An 18484-nucleotide genomic window follows, 5' to 3' on the forward strand; every position below is an offset into this window, starting at 1 on the left:
ACCCTTCAGCAGTGTACCACGGCGGCTAGAGCGTTTCCAGCCGGACGCGGCTGCCGCTGCCCGCGGGCTCCGCAGGCTCGACGATCAGCCGCCTCGGCAGCCGCGCCCTCAGCTCCGGCACGTGGCTGATCACGCCGACTGCCAGGTTGTCCGTATGCAGCCGCTCGAGCGCGGTGACGACCGTGTCCAGCAGCTCGGGGTCGAGCGTGCCGAACCCTTCGTCCAGGAAGAAAAACTGCAGCGGATGCTGGCCGCGCAGTTGAATCTGGCCGGACAGCGCCAACGCCAGCGCGAGCGACGCGAGGAACGTCTCACCGCCGGACAGCGTGCTGACCGGGCGGCGCACGCCGCCGTTCGCGTCGTCCCGGATGACGAAACCGCCGGCGGAATCCAGCTCGAGGGCGTACCGCCGCTTCGTCAGGAAGCCGAGGCGCTCCGAAGCGGCGCGGCACACCTGTTCGAGCTGCGCTTCCGCGACGAATTCGACGAACGCGTTGCCGCGAAACACGGATTGCAGCTTCGCATACCTTCCCGTAAGCTCCTCCAGTTCCCGCCGCCTGCTTTCCAGCTCCGCCCACCGGGCGGCCTTCCGTTCGAGCTCCTCCAGGTCGCGCTCGGCTTTGGCCGCGGCCGCGAGCGCTTCCTCGGCCCGCGCTTTCGCCGCCGCAAGCCGCTCTTCGCCCGCGCGCCAGTCCTCATCACTCACCGATCGGCCCTGCAGCACCTCGTCGATATGGGCGATCCCCGCTTCGATCTGGCGCATCGCCTCGCGGTGCGCCTCGATCTCCGCGGCGGCGGCCGCCTTGCGGGGCAGCGCTTCGAGCGCCGCTCTCGCTTCATCGGCATCGCGGAAGTCAGATGCCTCGAGCTGCTTCTGCAGCCGGCGTTCGGCTTCCTGCGCCCTTACGGCCGCGGATTGCGCCGCCTCCGCCGCCGAGGCGCGGCGTTCGGCCGCCTGCTGGAGCATCCTGGCCTCCGTCTCCCGCCGTTCCCGGCAATCGGCAAGGCGCGCGCGCAGCGCCTCCGCTTCCCGCCGGACTTCCTGCATCAGCTCCGCGGCGGGGCGGCCGCCCGTCCAGGCGGCCAGGCGGTTGCGCAAGTCTTCCAGCGCCCTGCTCCGGGCTTCGAGCCGTTCGCGCCACACCTCGCGCGCCAGCCGGGCTTCGTGCATGCCGCGCTCCGCTTCTTGCGCCAGCTTCTGCTGCTCTTCGACGAACGGCACGCTCCGCTCCAGCTTTTGGCGGATTTCCTGTGCTTCGCGGTCGCGCCGCTCCCATTCCCGGACGGCCTCGTCCGCGTCCTCCGGCTCGAGCGACGGGAACCGGCCGCGCCAGACATCGAGTTGCGCCTGGTGCGCTTCCGCCGCTTCGCGATGCCTTGAGGCGACGGCTTCGCAAGCCGCGGCGAACGCTTCCGCCTCGACGGCTGCGCGCGAATGGACGCGGTCGGCTTCCGCGAGCCCGCGCGCCAGCTCATCCGCTTCGCGGGCGATGGCGCGCCAATCCGCTTCGCACAGGCCGGCGAGACGGCGGGCTTCCTCCGCGCGGGCGGCCGCGGCATCGAGCGCGGACGCCGCCGCTGCGTCCGGATCGGCATCCGGCCCGGCCGCCGCGGCCGCTTCCCGCAGAGCGGCGTCTTCACCGGGGACTTCGCCGCCGCTATCTTCCGGCAGGGCGAACGTCCGCCCGGCGGCTTCGGCCGTCGTCCTCACCGTCTGGCCGGCCTGCTGCAGCAGCGCGTTCACCTTGAGCCGCAGACCGCCCAGCTCATCGGCGAGCCGCTCGCCCCGGCGGACGAACGCTTCCGCCGCGCGGGCATCCTCATCGGCAAGGCCCGGCTCCGGCACATGCGGGCGCGGATGGTCGAGCGCGCCGCACACCGGGCAGGGCTGCCCGTCCTTGAGGGTCTCGGCCAGCCGGGCCGCAAGCTGCCGGCGTTCCGCTTCGCGCACCCGCTCGCGCAGCGCGGCGGTCAGCGCGGGCAGCCGTTCCGCTTCCCGCCGGATCTCCGCTTCCAATCCGCTCACCCGGCGGAACGCATCGGCTGCCCGGTCGAGCAGCGCCTCCGCCTGCCGCACCATCGCCGCGCGCCGGCCCTCCGCCTCCCGGGCCGCCTCCCGTGCCCGTGATAATGCCTGCTCCGCCTGGGCAAGCTCCCGCTCCGCCTCGGCACGGCGGGCGGCGGCGGCGCGGAGCTGCTCCGCCTGGGCGGCGGCCGCCATCCAGGAGCTGCGCTCCTCGGGCGTCAGTTCGACCGCCTTGAGCTGCTCCCGCAGTTCCTGCTGCCGGGCGGCCGCCCGCCGGAGCAGTCCGGCGGCCTTCGCCGCCTGCGCCTCGCAGGCCCGCATCCGCTCCTCGGCTTCCGCAAGCCGCCGCCGGCCTTCCTCCGCTTCCTCGGCGATGGCCGCCGCCTCGCGCTCCAGCGCTTCCGCCTGCGCGAGCTGTTCGAGGCGCGCCGCCATGCGCGGTTCCGCCTCGGCCGCCTCCCGTTCCGCTTCGGCCCAAGCGGCTTCCGCCGCCGCGGCGGCCTCCTTGCGGGCGGCGTGCTCGCGCTCGGCTTCCGCATGGCGGGCTTCGGCTTCCCGCCGTCCGCGCTGCGCCTCATCCGCCGCCTCCAGCGCGGGCCTGAGCCGCTCCGCCTGCTCCAGCCGGGCCAGCTCGGCTTCCAGCCGCGCGATCCGCGGCGCATCGGCCTGAAGCGCCTCCCGCCGCGAGGCAAGCGCCCGCCGCTCCTCCTCGCGCTCGCGCACCTGGCGCAGCGCGGCATGCGCTTCCTCGGCGGCGGCGAGCTCCGCGCGGGCGATGCCGGCGGCTTCCGCCGCCTGCCTGCGGGCTTCGGCGGCGGCTTCCCGCGCCGCTTCGGACGCGTCGCCGAGCCCCTGCTGCTCGGCGGCCGTCCGGGCCAGCTCCGCGCCCGTTTCCTGGGCGCGCCGGTTCAGCTTCAACAGCAGCTCGTCGCCGTACCGCTCGAGCGCGAACAGCCGCTGCAGCATCTGGCGCCGGTCTTTGCCCCCCAGCGACAGAAACTCCGCAAACTTGCCCTGGGGCAGCACGACCGCGCGGGTGAAATCGTCCATCGTCAGGCCGATCCGCTCCTCGACGCACCGGTTCACGTCGGCGAGCCTGTCCGCCAGCACCGCGTCGCCCTCCGGACGGACCTCGATGAACCGGCACAGATGGCAAGTGACGGATGCGCCTCCGGTCCGCTTGAAGCCGCGCTCGACTCTGTACCGCGTCGTCCCTTCCGCGCCCGTCAACTCGAACGTGAACGCGACCGAGAGCGTATTTTCCGCCTGGTTCAAAATGCCCTGCGTCCCCTTCGCGGCCCGCTCCACCTTGCCGTAGAGCGCCAGCGTCATCGCGTCCAGAATGGACGACTTGCCGCTGCCCGTCGGTCCGAAAATACCGAACACGCCGCCCTCGCAAAGCCGTTCGAAATCGACTTCCTGCTTCTCGCGATAGCTTTGCAGGCCGGCCAATGTCAGACGGATCGGCTTCAAGCCCCGTCACCCCCATACGCCGCATTCGCCGGACAAATGCCGGAAACGACCGTGTCCGTTGGCCTCGCATAAGACATCCGCCGTTCATGCGTCACGGTCATCCGACATCCCCTCCGTCATCGGCTGCCGCGGTCTGCACGGCCAATTCCGCACGGCCGGCAGCCGCATCACCGACGTCCTGTTCGGCCAGCAGTTCGAGGAACAGCCGGATCAAGGCTTCGTCCGGCTCGGCGCCGCCGGTCTTCTGCGCGTAGAACCGGCAGAACAGTTCATCCACCGGGAGCTGGTCGCGCTGCGCCGCCTCCGTCCCTCCCCGGCCTGCCTCTTCCGGAAAAACCGGCCGGATATGTACGATGCCGTCATGCGCCTTGCGCAGCCGGGCGATCTCCTCGGGCGCGATCAGATCGGCCGTATGGATCTCGAGATCGATCCAGGCGCGCGGATCCCGGCCTTCGTCGAGCCACCGCCAGACTTCCGCGAGCCCGCCCGCCGCCGTCCAGCGGACGAGCGGGCGGCCCGAAGACAGCAGCACTTCCTGCGGCTCGACCGGACGGCCGGGAACCGCCTCGAACAGCACGACCGATTTCGCCTGCCCCGCTTCCGAGAAGCTGTAGGCGAGCGGCGAACCGCAGTAGCGCACCGTCTCCCGGCCGGCTGCCCGCTGCGGCCGATGCAGATGGCCGAGCGCCGTGTACTGCGCCTCCGCGGGCAGCGCGGAAGGATCGACCGTATAGGCGCCGCCGACCTGGATCGGCCGCTCCGAATCGGACTCGACGCCCCCGAGCACGTACAGATGGCTCATCGCCAGATTGACCGCATCCGGCCGGAACGCGGAAGCCTGATCCGCCATCAGCCGGCCGACCCGCTCCGAATAGGCGCCGCGCAGCGCCTGTTCGTCCGCTTCCGCCGCAAGCAGCTCGTTCAGCCGCGACTCGGACGGATAGGGCAGCGCCGCGATGACAGCGGTCTCGCCGGTGCGCGGGACGCCGATCACCAGCGGTTCGGCGGCCGGCAGCCCGGCAAGATGGATGCCGCTCCGCACGGCGAGCGGGGCGCTGGCCGCGATCCGTTCGGGATGGTCGTGGTTGCCCGCAATGACCGCCACGGCCCGGCGCCCGCCGTCCGAGAGCCGCGTCAGCGCCTCGAAATAAAGCTGTTCCGCGGCGGCCGGAGGATTGACCGAGTCGTAGACATCGCCGGCGACGAGCACGAGATCGACCGCTTCCTCCTCCGCGATCGCGACCAATTCGTCGACGAACGCCTCCTGTTCCGGCAGGCGGCTCCTGCCTTCCAGCGATCGTCCGAAATGCCAGTCGCCCGTATGCAGCACGCGCATGCCGCTTCCTCCCTTCGTGGACATTCCGCATCCTAGACAATCCGCACCGCTTGTGCGGCGTCGAAGAAAAAGACATGCGCCTCGTCGACGTTCCGGCCGAGGATGATGCCGATCGATTCGGCGTACAGTTCAAGCTGGAACCGGTGGCGCTCCGCGGCGGCTTCGACATTGCCGTCCCAGATCCGGTCCGTTTTGTAATCGACCAGGACGAGACGACCCTCTTCGTCTTCGAACAGACAGTCGATGACGCCCTGGATGAGCACGGGCTCTTCCGCCGCCGGATTGCCCGCGAGATCCGGCCGGATGCGGCCGGCCGGCACGGTGCGGCTGAACGGCACTTCCCGCATCACGCGCCGGGCGGCGGCAAGCCGCCGTCCGAGCTCCCCTGCGAAAAACGCGGCGATCACCGCGCAATCTACCGCTTCGGCCTGCGCCGGCGTCAGCATCTGCCGCTCCACCATCGACCGGACGATGTCGCGCACGTGTTCCTCGCCGTGCGGACCGGCGGCCGGCATGTGCTGCATGATCAGGTGGGCGGCCGTGCCGCGCTCCGCCGGCGTCAGCGACCGCTCTTCCAGAAAGCGCGGCCGCCGCAGCCGGAATGCGGGCGGCTCTCCGCCGCCCGATGCCGGCCGCGGCAGGGCGGACGCCTGCTCCGCCCCTTCGTCCGCTTCGGCCGCCGCCAGCATCCGCTTCATCTCGGTGACGGATGTTTTCGCGGCGATGCCGGCCGCGGCCTCATGCGGATACCGCCAGGACAGGCGGCGCTCCACTTCTTCCGCGTGCGCGCCCGGCGACGGCAGTCTCTCGCCCGCCGACATCAGACGCAGCAATTCTCCGCGCTCATCCTCCGTCGCATCGGCCGCCTCGGCGGCGGCAGCGGCCTCCGCGACCAGGAGTTCCGCAGGCGTCACGCCGAACCGCCATCCGAGCGCGGCCGGCCCGCCCGCGGCCGCCGGCTCCGCTTCCGGCTCGGCCTGCCGGACGATCGGCGGCATCAGCCAGTCGAGATAGCAGCGCGCCGACGTCAGCGCGTGATCCGGCATGCTGCCGTCCTGACGAACCGCTCCCCGCCACCGCTCAAGTTCCGCCGCCGCGTCCTTCGCCGTGCCGAGAAGGATCATTTTTTCCTTCGGACGGGTCATGGCGACGTAGAGCACCCGCATTTCTTCCGCCAGCATCTCGGCCTTCAGCCGACGGCGGATGGCGAGCTGCGGCAGCGACGGAAAGCTGACGCGCAGGTCCGGGTCGACCATCCGCGGGCCGAATCCGAGCTCCTTGTGCATCAGGAAAGAGCCGTTCAGATCGGTGAAGTTGAACCTTTTGCCGAGTCCCGCGACGAAGACGACGGGAAACTCCAGCCCTTTGCTCGCGTGAATGGACATGATGCGCACGACGTCGTCCTGCTCGCCGAGCGTCTTGGCCGTCCCGAGATCCCCGCCCTGGTCGCGCAGCCGGTCGATGAAGCGCAGGAAGCGGAACAGGCCGCGGAACGAGGTCGCTTCATACTGCCGCGCGCGGTCGAGCAGCGCCTGCAGGTTCGCCTGCCGCTGCACGCCGCCGGGCAATCCGCCGGCCAGATCGTAATACCCGGTCTCGCGGTAGATCCGCCGGATCAGCTCGGTCAGCGACCCTTGCCGAGCCTCGCCGCGCCAGCGCTCCAGCCGCGCGAGGAACGCGTTCAGCTTGCGGCGTACGGCTTCGGGAGCCTCGGGATCGGCCGCGGCGCTCCGCACCGCGTCGAAGAACGGCCCCCGGCGCGCGATGATGCGCACGGCGGCCAGTTCCTCGGCATTCAGGCCGCCGATCGGCGAGCGCAGCACGCCGGCCAGCGGAATGTCCTGGTACGGGTTGTCGATGACCCGGAGCAGCGAAAGCACCGTCTCCACTTCCGTCTGCTCGAAGTAGCCGCCCTTCTGCTCGGCATACGCCGGAATGCCCGCCGCGGCCAGCTCGTCCGCCATCGCCTGCGCCCACGTTCCCGGCGCGCGCAGCAGAATCACGAAATCGCGCCACGCCGCCCGGCGATGGGCGCGCCGCTTCGCATCGTAGACGCGGAGCGGCGGGCGCCCGTCTTCGCCGGCGATCATCGCGCGGATGCGCGCGGCGATCCAGCGCGCTTCGAGCTGGGCCGTCTCCAGTTCGGCCGCTTCTTCAGCGGCGGCGCGCGCTTCCGCATCCTCCGCCGTCTCACCGACCGTTTCGCCCTCCGCGCCTTCGTCCTCCGCTCCGTCGGAAGCGGCGCCGCGGTCGAGCAGCACGCATTCGACGGTGAACCTGTCTTCTCCGTCAAGTCCCGGGTCGGCGTCCGGGTACGACGCGCCGTATTTCAGCTCGGCGCGTTCGTCGTAATCCATTTCCGCCGCGCGCTCGCGCATGATGCGGCGGAACACGTCGTTGACGCCGTCCACGACTTCCTTCCGGCTGCGGAAGTTGCGCGCAAGATCGATGCGCAGGCCGGGCGCCTCGCCCGCTGCTTCTCCCGCCGCGTACCGCCGGTATTTGTCCAGGAACAGCCCCGGCTCGGCCAGCCGGAACCGATAGATGCTCTGCTTCACATCGCCGACCATGAACCGGTTGCCGGCGCCCGGACGGGCGATCAGATCGATGATCGCTTCCTGAACCTGGTTCGTGTCCTGGTATTCGTCGAGCAGAATCTCTTCGAACTGCTCCCGGTAGTCGAGCGCGGCGGCGGACGGGATCGTCCGCTCGGGCGTCGAGGCGGGATCGCGCAAAATGCGCAGGCAGTAGTGCTCGAGATCGCCGAAATCGACCAGTCCCTTCGCCCGCTTCGCCGCTTCGTAGCGCCGTCCGAATTCGATGACGAGTTCGGCCAGCGCCTCCATGAGCGGAGCCGCGTCGTTCAGCTCGGCGGCGTATTCCGCCGGCGTCCGGCTGAACAGCTCGTCCGCAAGGCCGCCGACAATCTTCTTCGCGTCGTCGCGCAGCGCCTTGACCCGCTCCTGCAGCTCCTTGTTCACATCATCGCCGCGCTGCCGCTTGAGCTGCCCGAACTGCGCGGCGCGGAAAGCGCCGAACCATTCGGACATCGGCTTGTCCCGCACCGTATCGAGCAGCGCGCGCACCGCGTTCAGATCGTCCCGCAGCGTATCGGCGTAAGCTCCGGGACCGTCCGGCCGAAGGGCGCCGGCAAGCGCCTGATCGAGCAGCGACTCCGCCGCTTCCAGTTCGAGCAGCACGGCGCGCCCGATATCGCGTCCCCATGCGCTGTCCGCCAGATTGTCCGGGCTTGCGGCGCGGAACGCGGCAGCGGAGGCGCGCAGCCACGCTTCCGGCCACGGGTGGCTGAGCGCGAAATGGTACAGATCAAGCACAAGGCGCGCCAACGGCTCGTCGCTCCGGTCGCCGCCGAACGTCTCGGCCAGCCGCGCGAACAGCCCGTCCTCATCTCCGGCATACCGGTCCTCGAACAGATCCTGGAGCGTCTCGGCCTGCAGCAATTCAGCCTCGGTCTCGTTCGCGACCCGGAAGCCGGGATCCAGTCCGATCAGCGGATAGTACCGGCGGATGACGTCCAGACAGAACGAGTGGAGCGTCGTGATCGAAGCTCTGCCCATTAAGGCGAGCTGGCGGCGCAGATGGTCGGACCCGGGATTCCGCTCCAGCGCCTGCTCGAGCGCGATCCGGATCCGCTCCTTCATCTCCGCTGCCGCCGCGTTCGTGAACGTCGCGACCAGCAGCCGGTCGACATCGGTGTCGGAAGAAATTTTGCGGATGATGCGCTCGACGAGCACCGCCGTTTTGCCCGATCCGGCCGCCGCCGCGACCAGCACGTTCCGCCCGGATACCTCGATCGCCTGCAGCTGGTCTTCCGTCCAGGACGGTCCGGCCGGTGTTGCCGTCATGCCGCCCCCGGCCATCATCCTTCACCTCCGCTTTCCACAACGCCGTTCCCGCCGCCTCCGGCCAAACCGCCGCCCGCGGCGGCTCCGTCCGACACGGACGGACCGACCGGCGCTTTCTCGGCATCCGTTCCCTCGCGCAGCAAGTCCCATATCCGTTCCTTCGGAATCCGGGCGATGCGCTTGTACCCGTTGCCTTCGATCAGCGGGTCGAAATGGCACACCGGCTTGTACGGACAGAACGCGCACGGCGTCCGGTTCCCCTGCCGGTATGGCGCAATCGCGACTTCGCCGTCCAGTATGCGGCTGCCGATCCGTTCGATCGTCCGGCGGACGGCGCCGCGCAGCACGTTCCATTCCTCCCGCGTCACAACGGCCGAGTCGCTGTAGAATCCGCCGTCTTTCTTGAGCCCGGCCGGCACCAGATCCGAGCGTCCCGTCTCCAGCTCCCGGTCCATCATCCGGATGATCCGCTCATCCGCCGACAGCAATCCCCGCGTCTTGTAGCGCCGCAGCGTCTGCCGGCGCACCTCTTCGCCCGGCAGCGGAGCGTACGCGGAGATCAGCGGATCGTGCACGTGGAAATAGAGCACGCCCGCCGGATCGGCCGGCTTGCCGAGCCATGCCGGGGCATGGGTGAGCAGCGCGTCCATGTAGGTCAGCAGCTGCAGCGTAAGGCCGAAGACGACGTCTTCCAGGCGCAAGGCCTGCGCCGACGATTTGTAGTCGATGATGCGCAGCAGCAGTCCGTCCTCCGTCTCGGCCGCATCGACGCGGTCGATCCGGCCGATGACCTCGACGGACCGGCCGGATCCGGCCGGCAGCACGAGCGGCGGCAGCTTGCCGCCGGGGCCGAAGGCGATCTCCAGCCCGACCGGCGCGAACAGGCCGCGCCGCGCATGCTCGGCGAGCGCCGCCGCCGTCCGGGTGATCGTCTGCTTGAGCCTGCGCGCGATGAAGCCGTAGCGGCTGCTGCTCATGAGAATGCGGGATTGCAGGCGGGGTACCAGGCTGTCCACGATGTCGGAAACTGTCTTCGCAATTTCTTCCCGGGTCGCCTCGCCCAACCGCCCGCCGTATGTATCCGCCAGCCGGGAAAGCGCCGCGTGGAACAGCTGCCCCACATCCGGCGCCTCCAGCCGGTACAGCCGCCGTTCCTCCAGCTTCAATCCGTAGGCGGCGAAATGCTGGAACGGGCATGCCGTGAACCGCTCCATGCGCGATACGCTCGCCAGCAGCCGGTCGCCGTACAGGCGGAGCGCCGTCACGGGAAGAAGGGGAGGCGCTTCGTTCCGATAGCGGAGCGACGAGACGACCGCCGCCAGCCGATCCCGCCATTCCGGCCGTTCGGCAAACCAGTTGTAAATGTCGCGCCACAGATCCGGCAGCCGGCCGCTCTCCTTGAAGCGGCGGAGCTGGCCGACCAGCAGCGACAGCGCGCGGTCGGGCCGGCGGATATGGCGCAGATGCTCCTCCGCGCCGCCGTCCGCGTCCGGCTCGCCCGTTTCGGTCAGTACCGGAAGCTTCGGGAACAGCGTCCGGACCTGGCGGATCAATTCCGAAGGATACAGCGCCTTTCCTTCCTCGTCCGCCATGGCGCAGCTGATCCACAGCGTGCGTGAAGGCATGGTCAGCACGCCGTAGATCAGAAACCGCTCGTCCAGCAGCCTGCGGCGGGCGCCGGGCGCCATCCGGATGCCGCCGTCCTCGAGCCGCTCCCGCTCCCGCTCGGTCAGCACGCCGTCTTCGCGGGACCGCATCGGCAGCACGCCTTCGTTCGCGCCGAGCAGATAGCCGGCCAGCACGCCGCCCGTGCGCGACCTTTCCAGACTGCCGACCAGCACCTGGTCGACCGACGGCGGCACGCTGCCGAGCTGCAGGCTGTCCAGTCCCGTCTCGACCATGCCCGCGAACAGATCGGCCGGCATCCGCTCTTCGCCCGCGAGCTCGACCAGCTGATCCAGCAGGCTCATGACGCCGTCCCACAGCTGGCGATGCGCCCGCGACCGGAGCAATTCGCCGTTCTCCGCGTCCTCCAGGCTCCATGCTTCCAGCCGATCCGCCGCACCGACCGCATCGAGCAGATCATACAGCGCCGCGCACATCGCCCGGACATCCCGGGCGCGGGCGAGCGCCCGGCCGAACCGGTCGAGCGGGGCGACGATCCGTTCCCGGCATTGCAACAGCCGCCGGAACGCATCCGGATCTTCTTCTTCCGCAGGGCCCGGTTCGTCCTCCAGCGGATCGCGCACCAGCGGCCGCCAGCTTCCCGGATCCAGCCATCTGCGGCCGTCGATGCCCGCGGCGAGCACGTAGTTCTCCAGCCGGTCCAGATCGCTCCGGTCGACGCCGGAATCCGGACCCGTCAAGAGCTCCGTCTTGATGCACCGGATGACGGCGTCGTGCCGCCAGCCCCCGGTCACCGTCTCGAGCGCGGACCGGATGAACTCGACAAGCGGGTGATGCGGGATGACGGATTTCCGGTCGAGGAAAAACGGGATGCCGTAATCGGAGAACGTCTGCTCGATCAGATCGGCATAATCGGCCAAATTTCGCACCATGACCGCGATGTCGCGCCAGCGAAGCCCGTCCTCCTGCACGCGGCGCAGGATGTCCCGCGCGGCAGCGTCGACTTCGGCGCGCCGGTTCGCCGCGGCGCGGATTACAACCCCGCAGCGCGGATGCTCCGGATCAAACCAATCTTCCGGCACGGCCATCGGCGTCCGGCTGCCGTAATGGCGCTCCAGATGCGCGAGCATCGGGCTGTCGGCCCAGCGGGGGGCCGGTTCCGGCCGAAGCACGAACGGCGGCTCCACGGGCACGTCCGATCGTTCGGCAAGCTCCCGAAGCCGTATGTACGTCTCGGCCGTCGGCCGGAACAAATCGAGCTCGGGCGGCTGTTCACCCGGTCCGTAAGGCCGGTCGAGGGTCAGGGTGACGGTCACGCTCCGCGCGCAGCGGATCATCGTCTCCAGCGCGGCGTATTCGGCCGGCGTAAAGCCATGGAAGCCGTCGACCCAGATTTCGGCCGCCGCGAGGCTGCTGGCGCCGAATCGCCGCGCAAGGTACGCAAGGCCGTCTTCGGCGTCCAGATATCGACCGGCAAGCGCGCTCTCCAGTTCGGCGTAGAGCAGCCGGATGTCGTGCAATTTCCTCTCGAGCAGCCCGTCCGGAGATGCCAGCGCGGCGTCCGCCGCCAGCGTTTCAAGGCTTTCCGGCGTCACGCCGTACCGCTTCATCTCGGTCAGCAGTTCGTTCAGCTTGTCGACAAAACCGCGCTGCCCCGCGCTGCCAGCGAACAGGCGCAAACGGTCGGCGTGGCGATGGAGCAATTTGAACAGCAGCATGTTCTTCCCGTTCTCGCCGATCGGGACGAGCGCCGTTCCTCCCGTCTCCTGCATGACGCGGAACGCCAGGCGGCGGAAGCTGAGCGCCTGCGCCCGCATCGTGCCGGGCACGCCGGGCGTTCCGAGAAGCGCATATTCGGTTGTGAACGTCGCCTGCTCGGGCACGAGCAGGATGAGCGGCGGTCCGTCGGGCGCTTCCGCCAGTCTGGCGCGCACTTCGTCCAGACAATGGCGCGTCTTGCCCGTTCCCGCGCGTCCGAGCACGAATCGCAGCTTCACGGCGATTCCCCCTGTCCATGATTCTCTTATTCTAGCATAACGGCCGGGGAAAATCACGAAGAAAACAAACGTACGTTCGTGTTTTCCGTGCATGCCCGCGCGGGAATGAGCCACCCTAATGGAGGAAAATGTTGCGGAAGGAGGGCGGATGTTGCGCCGCACATTGTCCCATCGCATCCTGCTGCTGACCGTTGCCGCCGCGGCCCTGGTCTTCACGCCGGCTGCGGCCGGCACCGCCGACCCCGATGCGTTCAGCGCCGGCCGAAACGCCGCGGCATGGTCCGTGCACGCGCGTCTCCCGGATGCCCGGACGCCGGCGGCCGGGCCGCTGATCGCCGCCCATCGCGGCGCTTCGAAATATGCGCCCGAGAACACGATGGCCGCCTTCCGCCTCGCCGAGACCATGGGCGCGAACTTCATCGAGCTGGATGTGCGGGCGACGCGGGACGGCCGGCTCATCGCGCTGCACGATGAAACCGTCGACCGGACAACGGACGGCAAGGGGCGGGCGGGTGAGCTGACCTTCGGCGAAATCCGCCGCCTGGATGCCGGCGGGTGGTTCTCCCCGGCCTTCAGGGGCGAGCGGATTCCGTCCCTGGAAGAAGTGCTGGACCGCTTCGGCGGCGGCATCGGCCTGATCCTCGAACTGAAGCAGCCGTCCGCCTATCCCGGCATCGAGCAGGCCTTGGCGCGGCTGTTGACCGAGCGCGGACTGGACCGGCCGGAGCGCGGACGGATCATCATTCAGTCGTTCGACACCGGCTCCCTGCGCCGGGTGCGCGAGCTGCTGCCGAACATGCCGATCGCCGTGCTGGTCCGCCCGCGCCGGCGCGTCACGTCGCGCGACCTGGCCGAATACCGGAAATTCGCCGATGCCGTCCATCTGCCCGGCGCGTCGGCGCGCAAGCCGGTCATCCGCAGAATTCAATCCTGCGGCCTGTCCGTCATGGTCTGGAACATCCACGGCGAGCGGCAAGCCCGCCGGCTGCTGCGGTACGGCGTCGACGGCATCCTGACGGACGATCCTTTGCTGCTTGGCCGATGACGGTTCGCCGCCCGCGCGCATAAAAAAAACGCCGCACGCCCCGGACCGAAATCCCGGACATGCGGCGGACCGCAGAAATCCCGATCTCCCGAATCGCAACCATCCGATTTACCGCTCAAACCGGAACCATCCGAAATCGAACCGGCTCCCCGGCAGGAACACGAACGTCACATCCCGGACGCCCGCCACCGGCTCCAGCTCAAATACGCGCTCTTCATACCCGTTCGACGCCGTGAACTCGATCGCCCGGGCCTGCTCGCCGTCCGGACCGGCGAAGCGGATATGGATCGTGTTCCGGTCGATCGGCGAACGTCCGCAGATGACGATCCTCGACGCGCCGGCCCCGCCGAAATCCATCCCGCCGAACACCAGCGAGACGTTGTTGCCGATCTCCTCGACCCTGCCGCCGGCCACCGTAAACGTGTCGCCGTAGATATGATCGCAGGAAGCCGCGTCGTTCCGCTCGAACGCCCGGTTTCTCCGCGCGAACGAGAAGCCTTTGATGTGCATTTTCGCGCGGGTGACAAAACTGATCGACGTGACGCCCTTCAGCACCTTCGACAGCTTGTACGTCTCTTCCTGATAGACATTCCAGCGCGACGGCTTCTGGTAAATGACGTCCGCCAGCCGTTCGGCCCCTTCCTCGCCGGGCATCCCTTCCCAGATCTGCAGCGAATACGGCTCGCTCGTCAGCGCGAAGATCGGAATCGTGATCGTGTCCGACCCGACAGGCCCGAAATCGATGCCGCGCCAGCAGACAACCGTTTCGCCGTCCCGCGCCGTCGCGACGCCGCGCTCGTTGCCGTTGCCGGCCTCGCCCGCCGCCTCATCGTACAGCCCGCCCGCGATGAAGCCGTACGGGTCCTTGTACGCCGGACCCAGGCCTTCGACCTTGAACTCGAGGCTCGCGATCAGCCGGATCTTGTCCGTGCCGTTCCGGCTCATGCAGCGCAGACGAAAGTTCCCGTCGCCGAGCGCCGTCACCTTCGCGACCAGCCCGTCCGCCTCGACCTTCGCGAGATTCGAGTCGATGCCGGCGTCGTTCACGACGCGCCATTCGACATCGCGGTACGACGCATTCTCCGGGTGCAGCCTCGCTTCCACGACGATCTCCCGCAGGGTCGGATCGAAACGCTGCCCCGCCGCGCTGACCAGCTCGATCTTGCGCACCGGCACCTCGTCTTCGCGTCCCGTCACGACCGGCAGCGGCCGGTTCGCCATACGCGCGGAGACGCCCTTCGGCGCGCCGCCAGCAGGTGCGATGGCTTCAAGTTCCAACACCGCCGTCTCCAGCCCGGGGGACGACACTTCGACCCGGACCGGTCCAGGCTCCGTGCCCGCCGCGATGATCGCCATCAGCTTGCCGCTGAACAGCCGGCGGCTCACACCCTTGTACGGGTCGTAATCCGTGCTGTCGCCGTTGTCCAGGCCGACGAGCCGGCCCGCGCCGGAAACGTCCACCCGTACGCGGTTCACGGCATTTTCGACGGGGTAGCCGTCCCCGTCCTCCATTCCGATCTCGACGAACGTGAGGTCCGTCCCGTCCGCCGCCAGCATCGGCTTGTCCGCCCGCAGCCGGATCCGCTTCGCGTCGCCGAACGAGCGCCGCACATCGGTTGCGATCACCCGGCCGTCTTCGTCATACGCGATCGCCTCCAGCACGCCGGGCTCGTACGGCACCTTCCACCACCCGACGAGCTGCGCGCCGCGCTCGTGGTCGAGCTCCCGTACGCCGAGCGGCCGGCCGTTCAGCCGGAGCTCCACGCGCGGCGCGTTCGTCGCGGCCCGCACATCGATCATCTGCCCCGGACTGAAATCCCAGTACGGAAACAGGTGGACGATCGGGCGCTTCCATCGATCCGTCCACGCGGCCTGATAGATATAGTAGGAGTCCTTCGGGAACGTCGCCGTATCGAGCTGGCCGAAATACGAATTCTTCGTATGATACGGCGTCGGCTCGCCGATGTAGTCGAAGCCGGTCCACAGAAACTGGCCGAGCGAGAACGGCGCGTCGCGCTCCGCGATGATGCACGCTTCCGGCGATTTCGCGCCCCAGCTCGTCGAGCTGTTGCCGAGGGCGGAGCATTGCTCGTCATCGTCCGCGAGAATCGACGCCTCGAACGGAAAATGGTAGATGCCCCGGCTCGACACGACCGACGCCGTCTCGCTGCCGTAGATGACCCAGTCCGGATGCTCCTGATGGTGCTGATGGTAATATTTTTCCCCGTAGTTGTACCCGACGGCCTCGATGAGGTCGGCGCACTTCTGCGCGTTCGGCCACGGCATGTAGTTCGAGCCGATCGTCACCGGCGCGTTCCCCTTCGGATCGTGCTCGCGCACATAGCCGGTCAGCAGCCGGGTCAGCTCCTGTCCGCGCTTCTCGTCGGCATGGGTGTCGTAGATCTCGTTGCCGATGCTCCACATGAGCAGGCTCGGATGGTTCCGGTCGCGCCGCACCCAGCTCCGCACATCCTTTGCCGCCCATTCCGGGAAAAACCGCGCGTAGTCGTACGGCGTCTTCGGCCGCTCCCACATGTCGAACGCCTCCGAGACGACGAAGAATCCCATCTCGTCCGCCATGTCCATCAGTTCCGGCGCCGGCATGTTGTGCGCGGTGCGGATCGCGTTCACGCCCATTTCCTTGAGCAGCCCGAGCCTGCGCCGCAGCGCGACGGGGTTGAACGCCGCGCCGAGCGCCCCGAGATCGTGGTGTTCGCAGACGCCGTTCAGCTTCATTTTCCCGCCGTTCACGATCAGCCCCCGATCCGGGTCCATCACGACATGGCGGAAACCGATCCGCTGGACCACCCGCTCATACGGTTCGGCATCAATCGCCGCGTCCGCCGGCCGCAGTTCCGTGACGAGCGTGTACAAATTCGGCTCGTCCGGGTGCCACAGCTTCGGATCTTCGACGATGAGCTCATGCGACGCCACGGAACGGCCCGCCTCCGCGCGCCCGGACGTCTCCGTAACCACCCGTCCGCGATGCATGATCGCATGCGTCAGCACCGCTGCGTCAGCCAGCACAACCTCCGTGTCGATCCCGACCAGCCACCGTCCGTCCTCCTGCCGCCGCACCGACACATACACGCCGTCCGTTTCGATCCAGTTCGGCCCCCGCGTTTTCAACCAGACATTGCGGTAAATGCCGGCGCCCGAATACCAGCGGCTGTTCGGACTCTGATGGACGACTTTCACGACAATCTCGTTCTCGCCGTCCTCAAGCGCATCGGTGATCTCGTGCTCGAACGAGGAGTAGCCGTACTTCCATTCGCCGACCGCCGCGCCGTTCACGTAGACGGTGCTGTCCATATAGACGCCGTCAAAACAAATCAGCGCCCGCCGGCCGTCCTTCCTCCATCGGAACGTCTTGCGGTACCAGCCGATGCCGTTCTCGTACAGGTTCCGCGTGTCCCAGATCAGCCAGTCGTGGGGCAGGTCGACCGGCTCAAAGGCAAGCCCCTGCCAGCCTTCCCGATCCAGGCCGGTCTTCGCGAACGTCCAGCCGTCGTTGAACAATAACCGGGTATTCATGTCGACTCCTTTGCGCCTGCCATTTTTTCCAACAAGCCGATTATAGTCGAGCGCGCGCCGTTTCGATACCCGGAAAAACGGACAATCCCCCCGATCCGGCAAAGATTGTCTTTAATTCAGCCCCTTTTCTGTTCAATGTCCTCCCTGACTTTGCGGATGATCGCCATTTTGTTGTCCCAGCATGCCTGGCTCAGATCCACGGGGTATTCCGCCGGATTCAGCGTCCGCTTGTACTCGTCCCAGAGCAGCTCCAGATTGTCCGCCGCAAACCGTCGGATTTCATCGAGCGGCGGCAGCTCGTAGACCAGCTTCCCGTCTTCGAAAATGGTATGGTGCAGCTCCCGCGCCTCGAAATTCGTCACGAACTTCATGATGTGCGTATGGACGGGATGGAACATTTTCAGCCGTTCTTCGTCCTGCGGTTTTTCGTGCTCCAGCGCGATGTAGTCGCCTTCGGCCTTGCCGCTTCGCCGGTTGATGATGCGATACACTTTTTTCAGCCCGGGCGTCGTGATTTTTTCGGGGTTCGAGCTGATTTTGATCGTATCGGCCATCCGCCCGTTCTCGTCCTCGATCGCCACCATCTTGTAGACGGCGCCCAGCGCGGGTTGGTCCCAGGCCGTGATTAGCCGCGTCCCGATTCCCCAGACATCGATTTTGGCGCCTTGGGCTTTCAGGTTCAGAATCGTATGTTCGTCCAGATCGTTCGAGGCGATGATCTTCGCATTCGGGAATCCCGCTTCGTCCAGCATTTCCCGTGCCTTCTTCGACAGATAGGCCAGGTCGCCGCTGTCCAGCCGGATGCCGACGAAGTTGATGCGATCGCCGAATTCCCGGGCCACCCGGATCGCGTTCGGCACGCCGGAGCGGAGTGTATCGTAGGTGTCGACCAGGAAGACGCAATTCTTGTGGGTGCCGGCGTATTTCCGAAATGCCTCGTATTCGTCCCGATAGGCCTGCACCATCGCGTGGGCATGCGTGCCGGCGATCGGGATGCCGAACATTTTGCCGGCCCGGACATTGGCGGTGCCGTCAAAACCGCCGATGACCGCCGCCCGCGCTCCCCACACCGCGGCGTCCATTTCCTGCGCCCTTCTGGTGCCGAATTCCAATGCCGTGTCGCTGCCGATCATGTGCTTGATGCGGGAAGCTTTCGTCGCGATCAGCGTCTGGTAGTTGACGATGTTCAGAATCGCGGTCTCGATCAGCTGGCATTGGATAAGGGGAGCTTCAATGCGCATCAGCGGTTCGCCCGCAAATGCGAGCTCCCCTTCCCGCATGGAGCGGATCGTGCCCGTAAACCGCAAGGTTCTCAGGAAATCCAGGTAGTCCTCGTTGTACCCTTCTTCCTCCAAATAGGCAAGGTCGGTGTCCGAGAAGCGGAACTGCTGCAGATACCGCACCACCCGCTCCAGTCCGGCGAAAATCGCGTACCCGTTGCCAAACGGCATCTTCCGGAAGAAAACTTCGAACACCGCCCTGCGGTTGTGTACATTGTCCGCCCAGTAAACTTCGCCCATGTTCAATTGGTAGCGGTCGGTATGAAGCGCCACGCTGTCGTCCCGATAGACCTGGTTCATG

At 67.8% G+C, this 18484-nt stretch carries 7 protein-coding genes; 1 reads left to right on the plus strand and 6 read right to left on the minus strand.

Features of this window, described 5'->3' with window-relative positions:
- Window positions 1-25: 25 nt before the first annotated feature.
- The 4 genes from THECO_RS11610 to addB all read right to left on the minus strand — a co-directional run bounded on the left by THECO_RS11610 (window position 26) and on the right by addB (window position 12324).
- Window positions 26-3499, minus strand: a complete 3474-nt coding sequence (locus THECO_RS11610; protein ID WP_015255235.1) for an AAA family ATPase — start codon at window positions 3497-3499, stop codon at window positions 26-28.
- Window positions 3500-3596: 97 nt separating this feature from the next.
- Window positions 3597-4835: an exonuclease SbcCD subunit D gene (locus THECO_RS11615; protein WP_015255237.1), complete on the minus strand. Its 1239-nt coding sequence runs from the start codon at window positions 4833-4835 to the stop codon at window positions 3597-3599.
- A gap of 32 nt (window positions 4836-4867) precedes the next feature.
- Window positions 4868-8719: a helicase-exonuclease AddAB subunit AddA gene (gene addA / locus THECO_RS11620; protein WP_015255238.1), complete on the minus strand. Its 3852-nt coding sequence runs from the start codon at window positions 8717-8719 to the stop codon at window positions 4868-4870.
- Window positions 8716-12324 (minus strand): helicase-exonuclease AddAB subunit AddB, encoded by a 3609-nt coding sequence (gene addB / locus THECO_RS11625; protein WP_015255239.1) that lies wholly within the window; start codon window positions 12322-12324, stop codon window positions 8716-8718. Before addB ends, addA begins: the two co-directional genes overlap by 4 nt.
- A 148-nt stretch (window positions 12325-12472) precedes the next feature.
- On the opposite strand from addB, the gene THECO_RS11630 reads away from it, so the two are divergent.
- Entirely contained in the window at window positions 12473-13369 is an 897-nt protein-coding gene (locus tag THECO_RS11630; protein WP_015255240.1) for a glycerophosphodiester phosphodiesterase, read from the plus strand.
- 108 nt (window positions 13370-13477) lie between these two features.
- On the opposite strand, the gene THECO_RS11635 is transcribed toward THECO_RS11630, so the two are convergent.
- Window positions 13478-16903: a glycoside hydrolase family 2 TIM barrel-domain containing protein gene (locus THECO_RS11635; protein WP_015255241.1), complete on the minus strand. Its 3426-nt coding sequence runs from the start codon at window positions 16901-16903 to the stop codon at window positions 13478-13480.
- Window positions 16904-17019: 116 nt separating this feature from the next.
- Complete coding sequence (locus tag THECO_RS11640) at window positions 17020-18483, minus strand: nicotinate phosphoribosyltransferase (RefSeq protein ID WP_015255242.1); 1464 nt, start codon at window positions 18481-18483, stop codon at window positions 17020-17022.
- Window position 18484: the final 1 nt, after the last annotated feature.

The sequence above is a fragment of the Thermobacillus composti KWC4 genome (genome assembly GCF_000227705.2).
Lineage (GTDB): Bacteria > Bacillota > Bacilli > Paenibacillales > Paenibacillaceae > Thermobacillus > Thermobacillus xylanilyticus.

Excerpts from the sequence above, each read along its gene's own strand:
- THECO_RS11635 (WP_015255241.1), bottom strand. The coding sequence starts at position 16,903 with ATGAATACCCGGTTATTGTTCAACGACGGCTGGACGTTCGCGAAGACC.
- addA (WP_015255238.1), bottom strand. The coding sequence starts at position 8,719 with ATGATGGCCGGGGGCGGCATGACGGCAACACCGGCCGGACCGTCCTGG.
- THECO_RS11630 (WP_015255240.1), top strand. The coding sequence starts at position 12,473 with ATGTTGCGCCGCACATTGTCCCATCGCATCCTGCTGCTGACCGTTGCC.
- THECO_RS11615 (WP_015255237.1), bottom strand. The coding sequence starts at position 4,835 with ATGCGCGTGCTGCATACGGGCGACTGGCATTTCGGACGATCGCTGGAA.
- THECO_RS11640 (WP_015255242.1), bottom strand. The coding sequence starts at position 18,483 with ATGAACCAGGTCTATCGGGACGACAGCGTGGCGCTTCATACCGACCGC.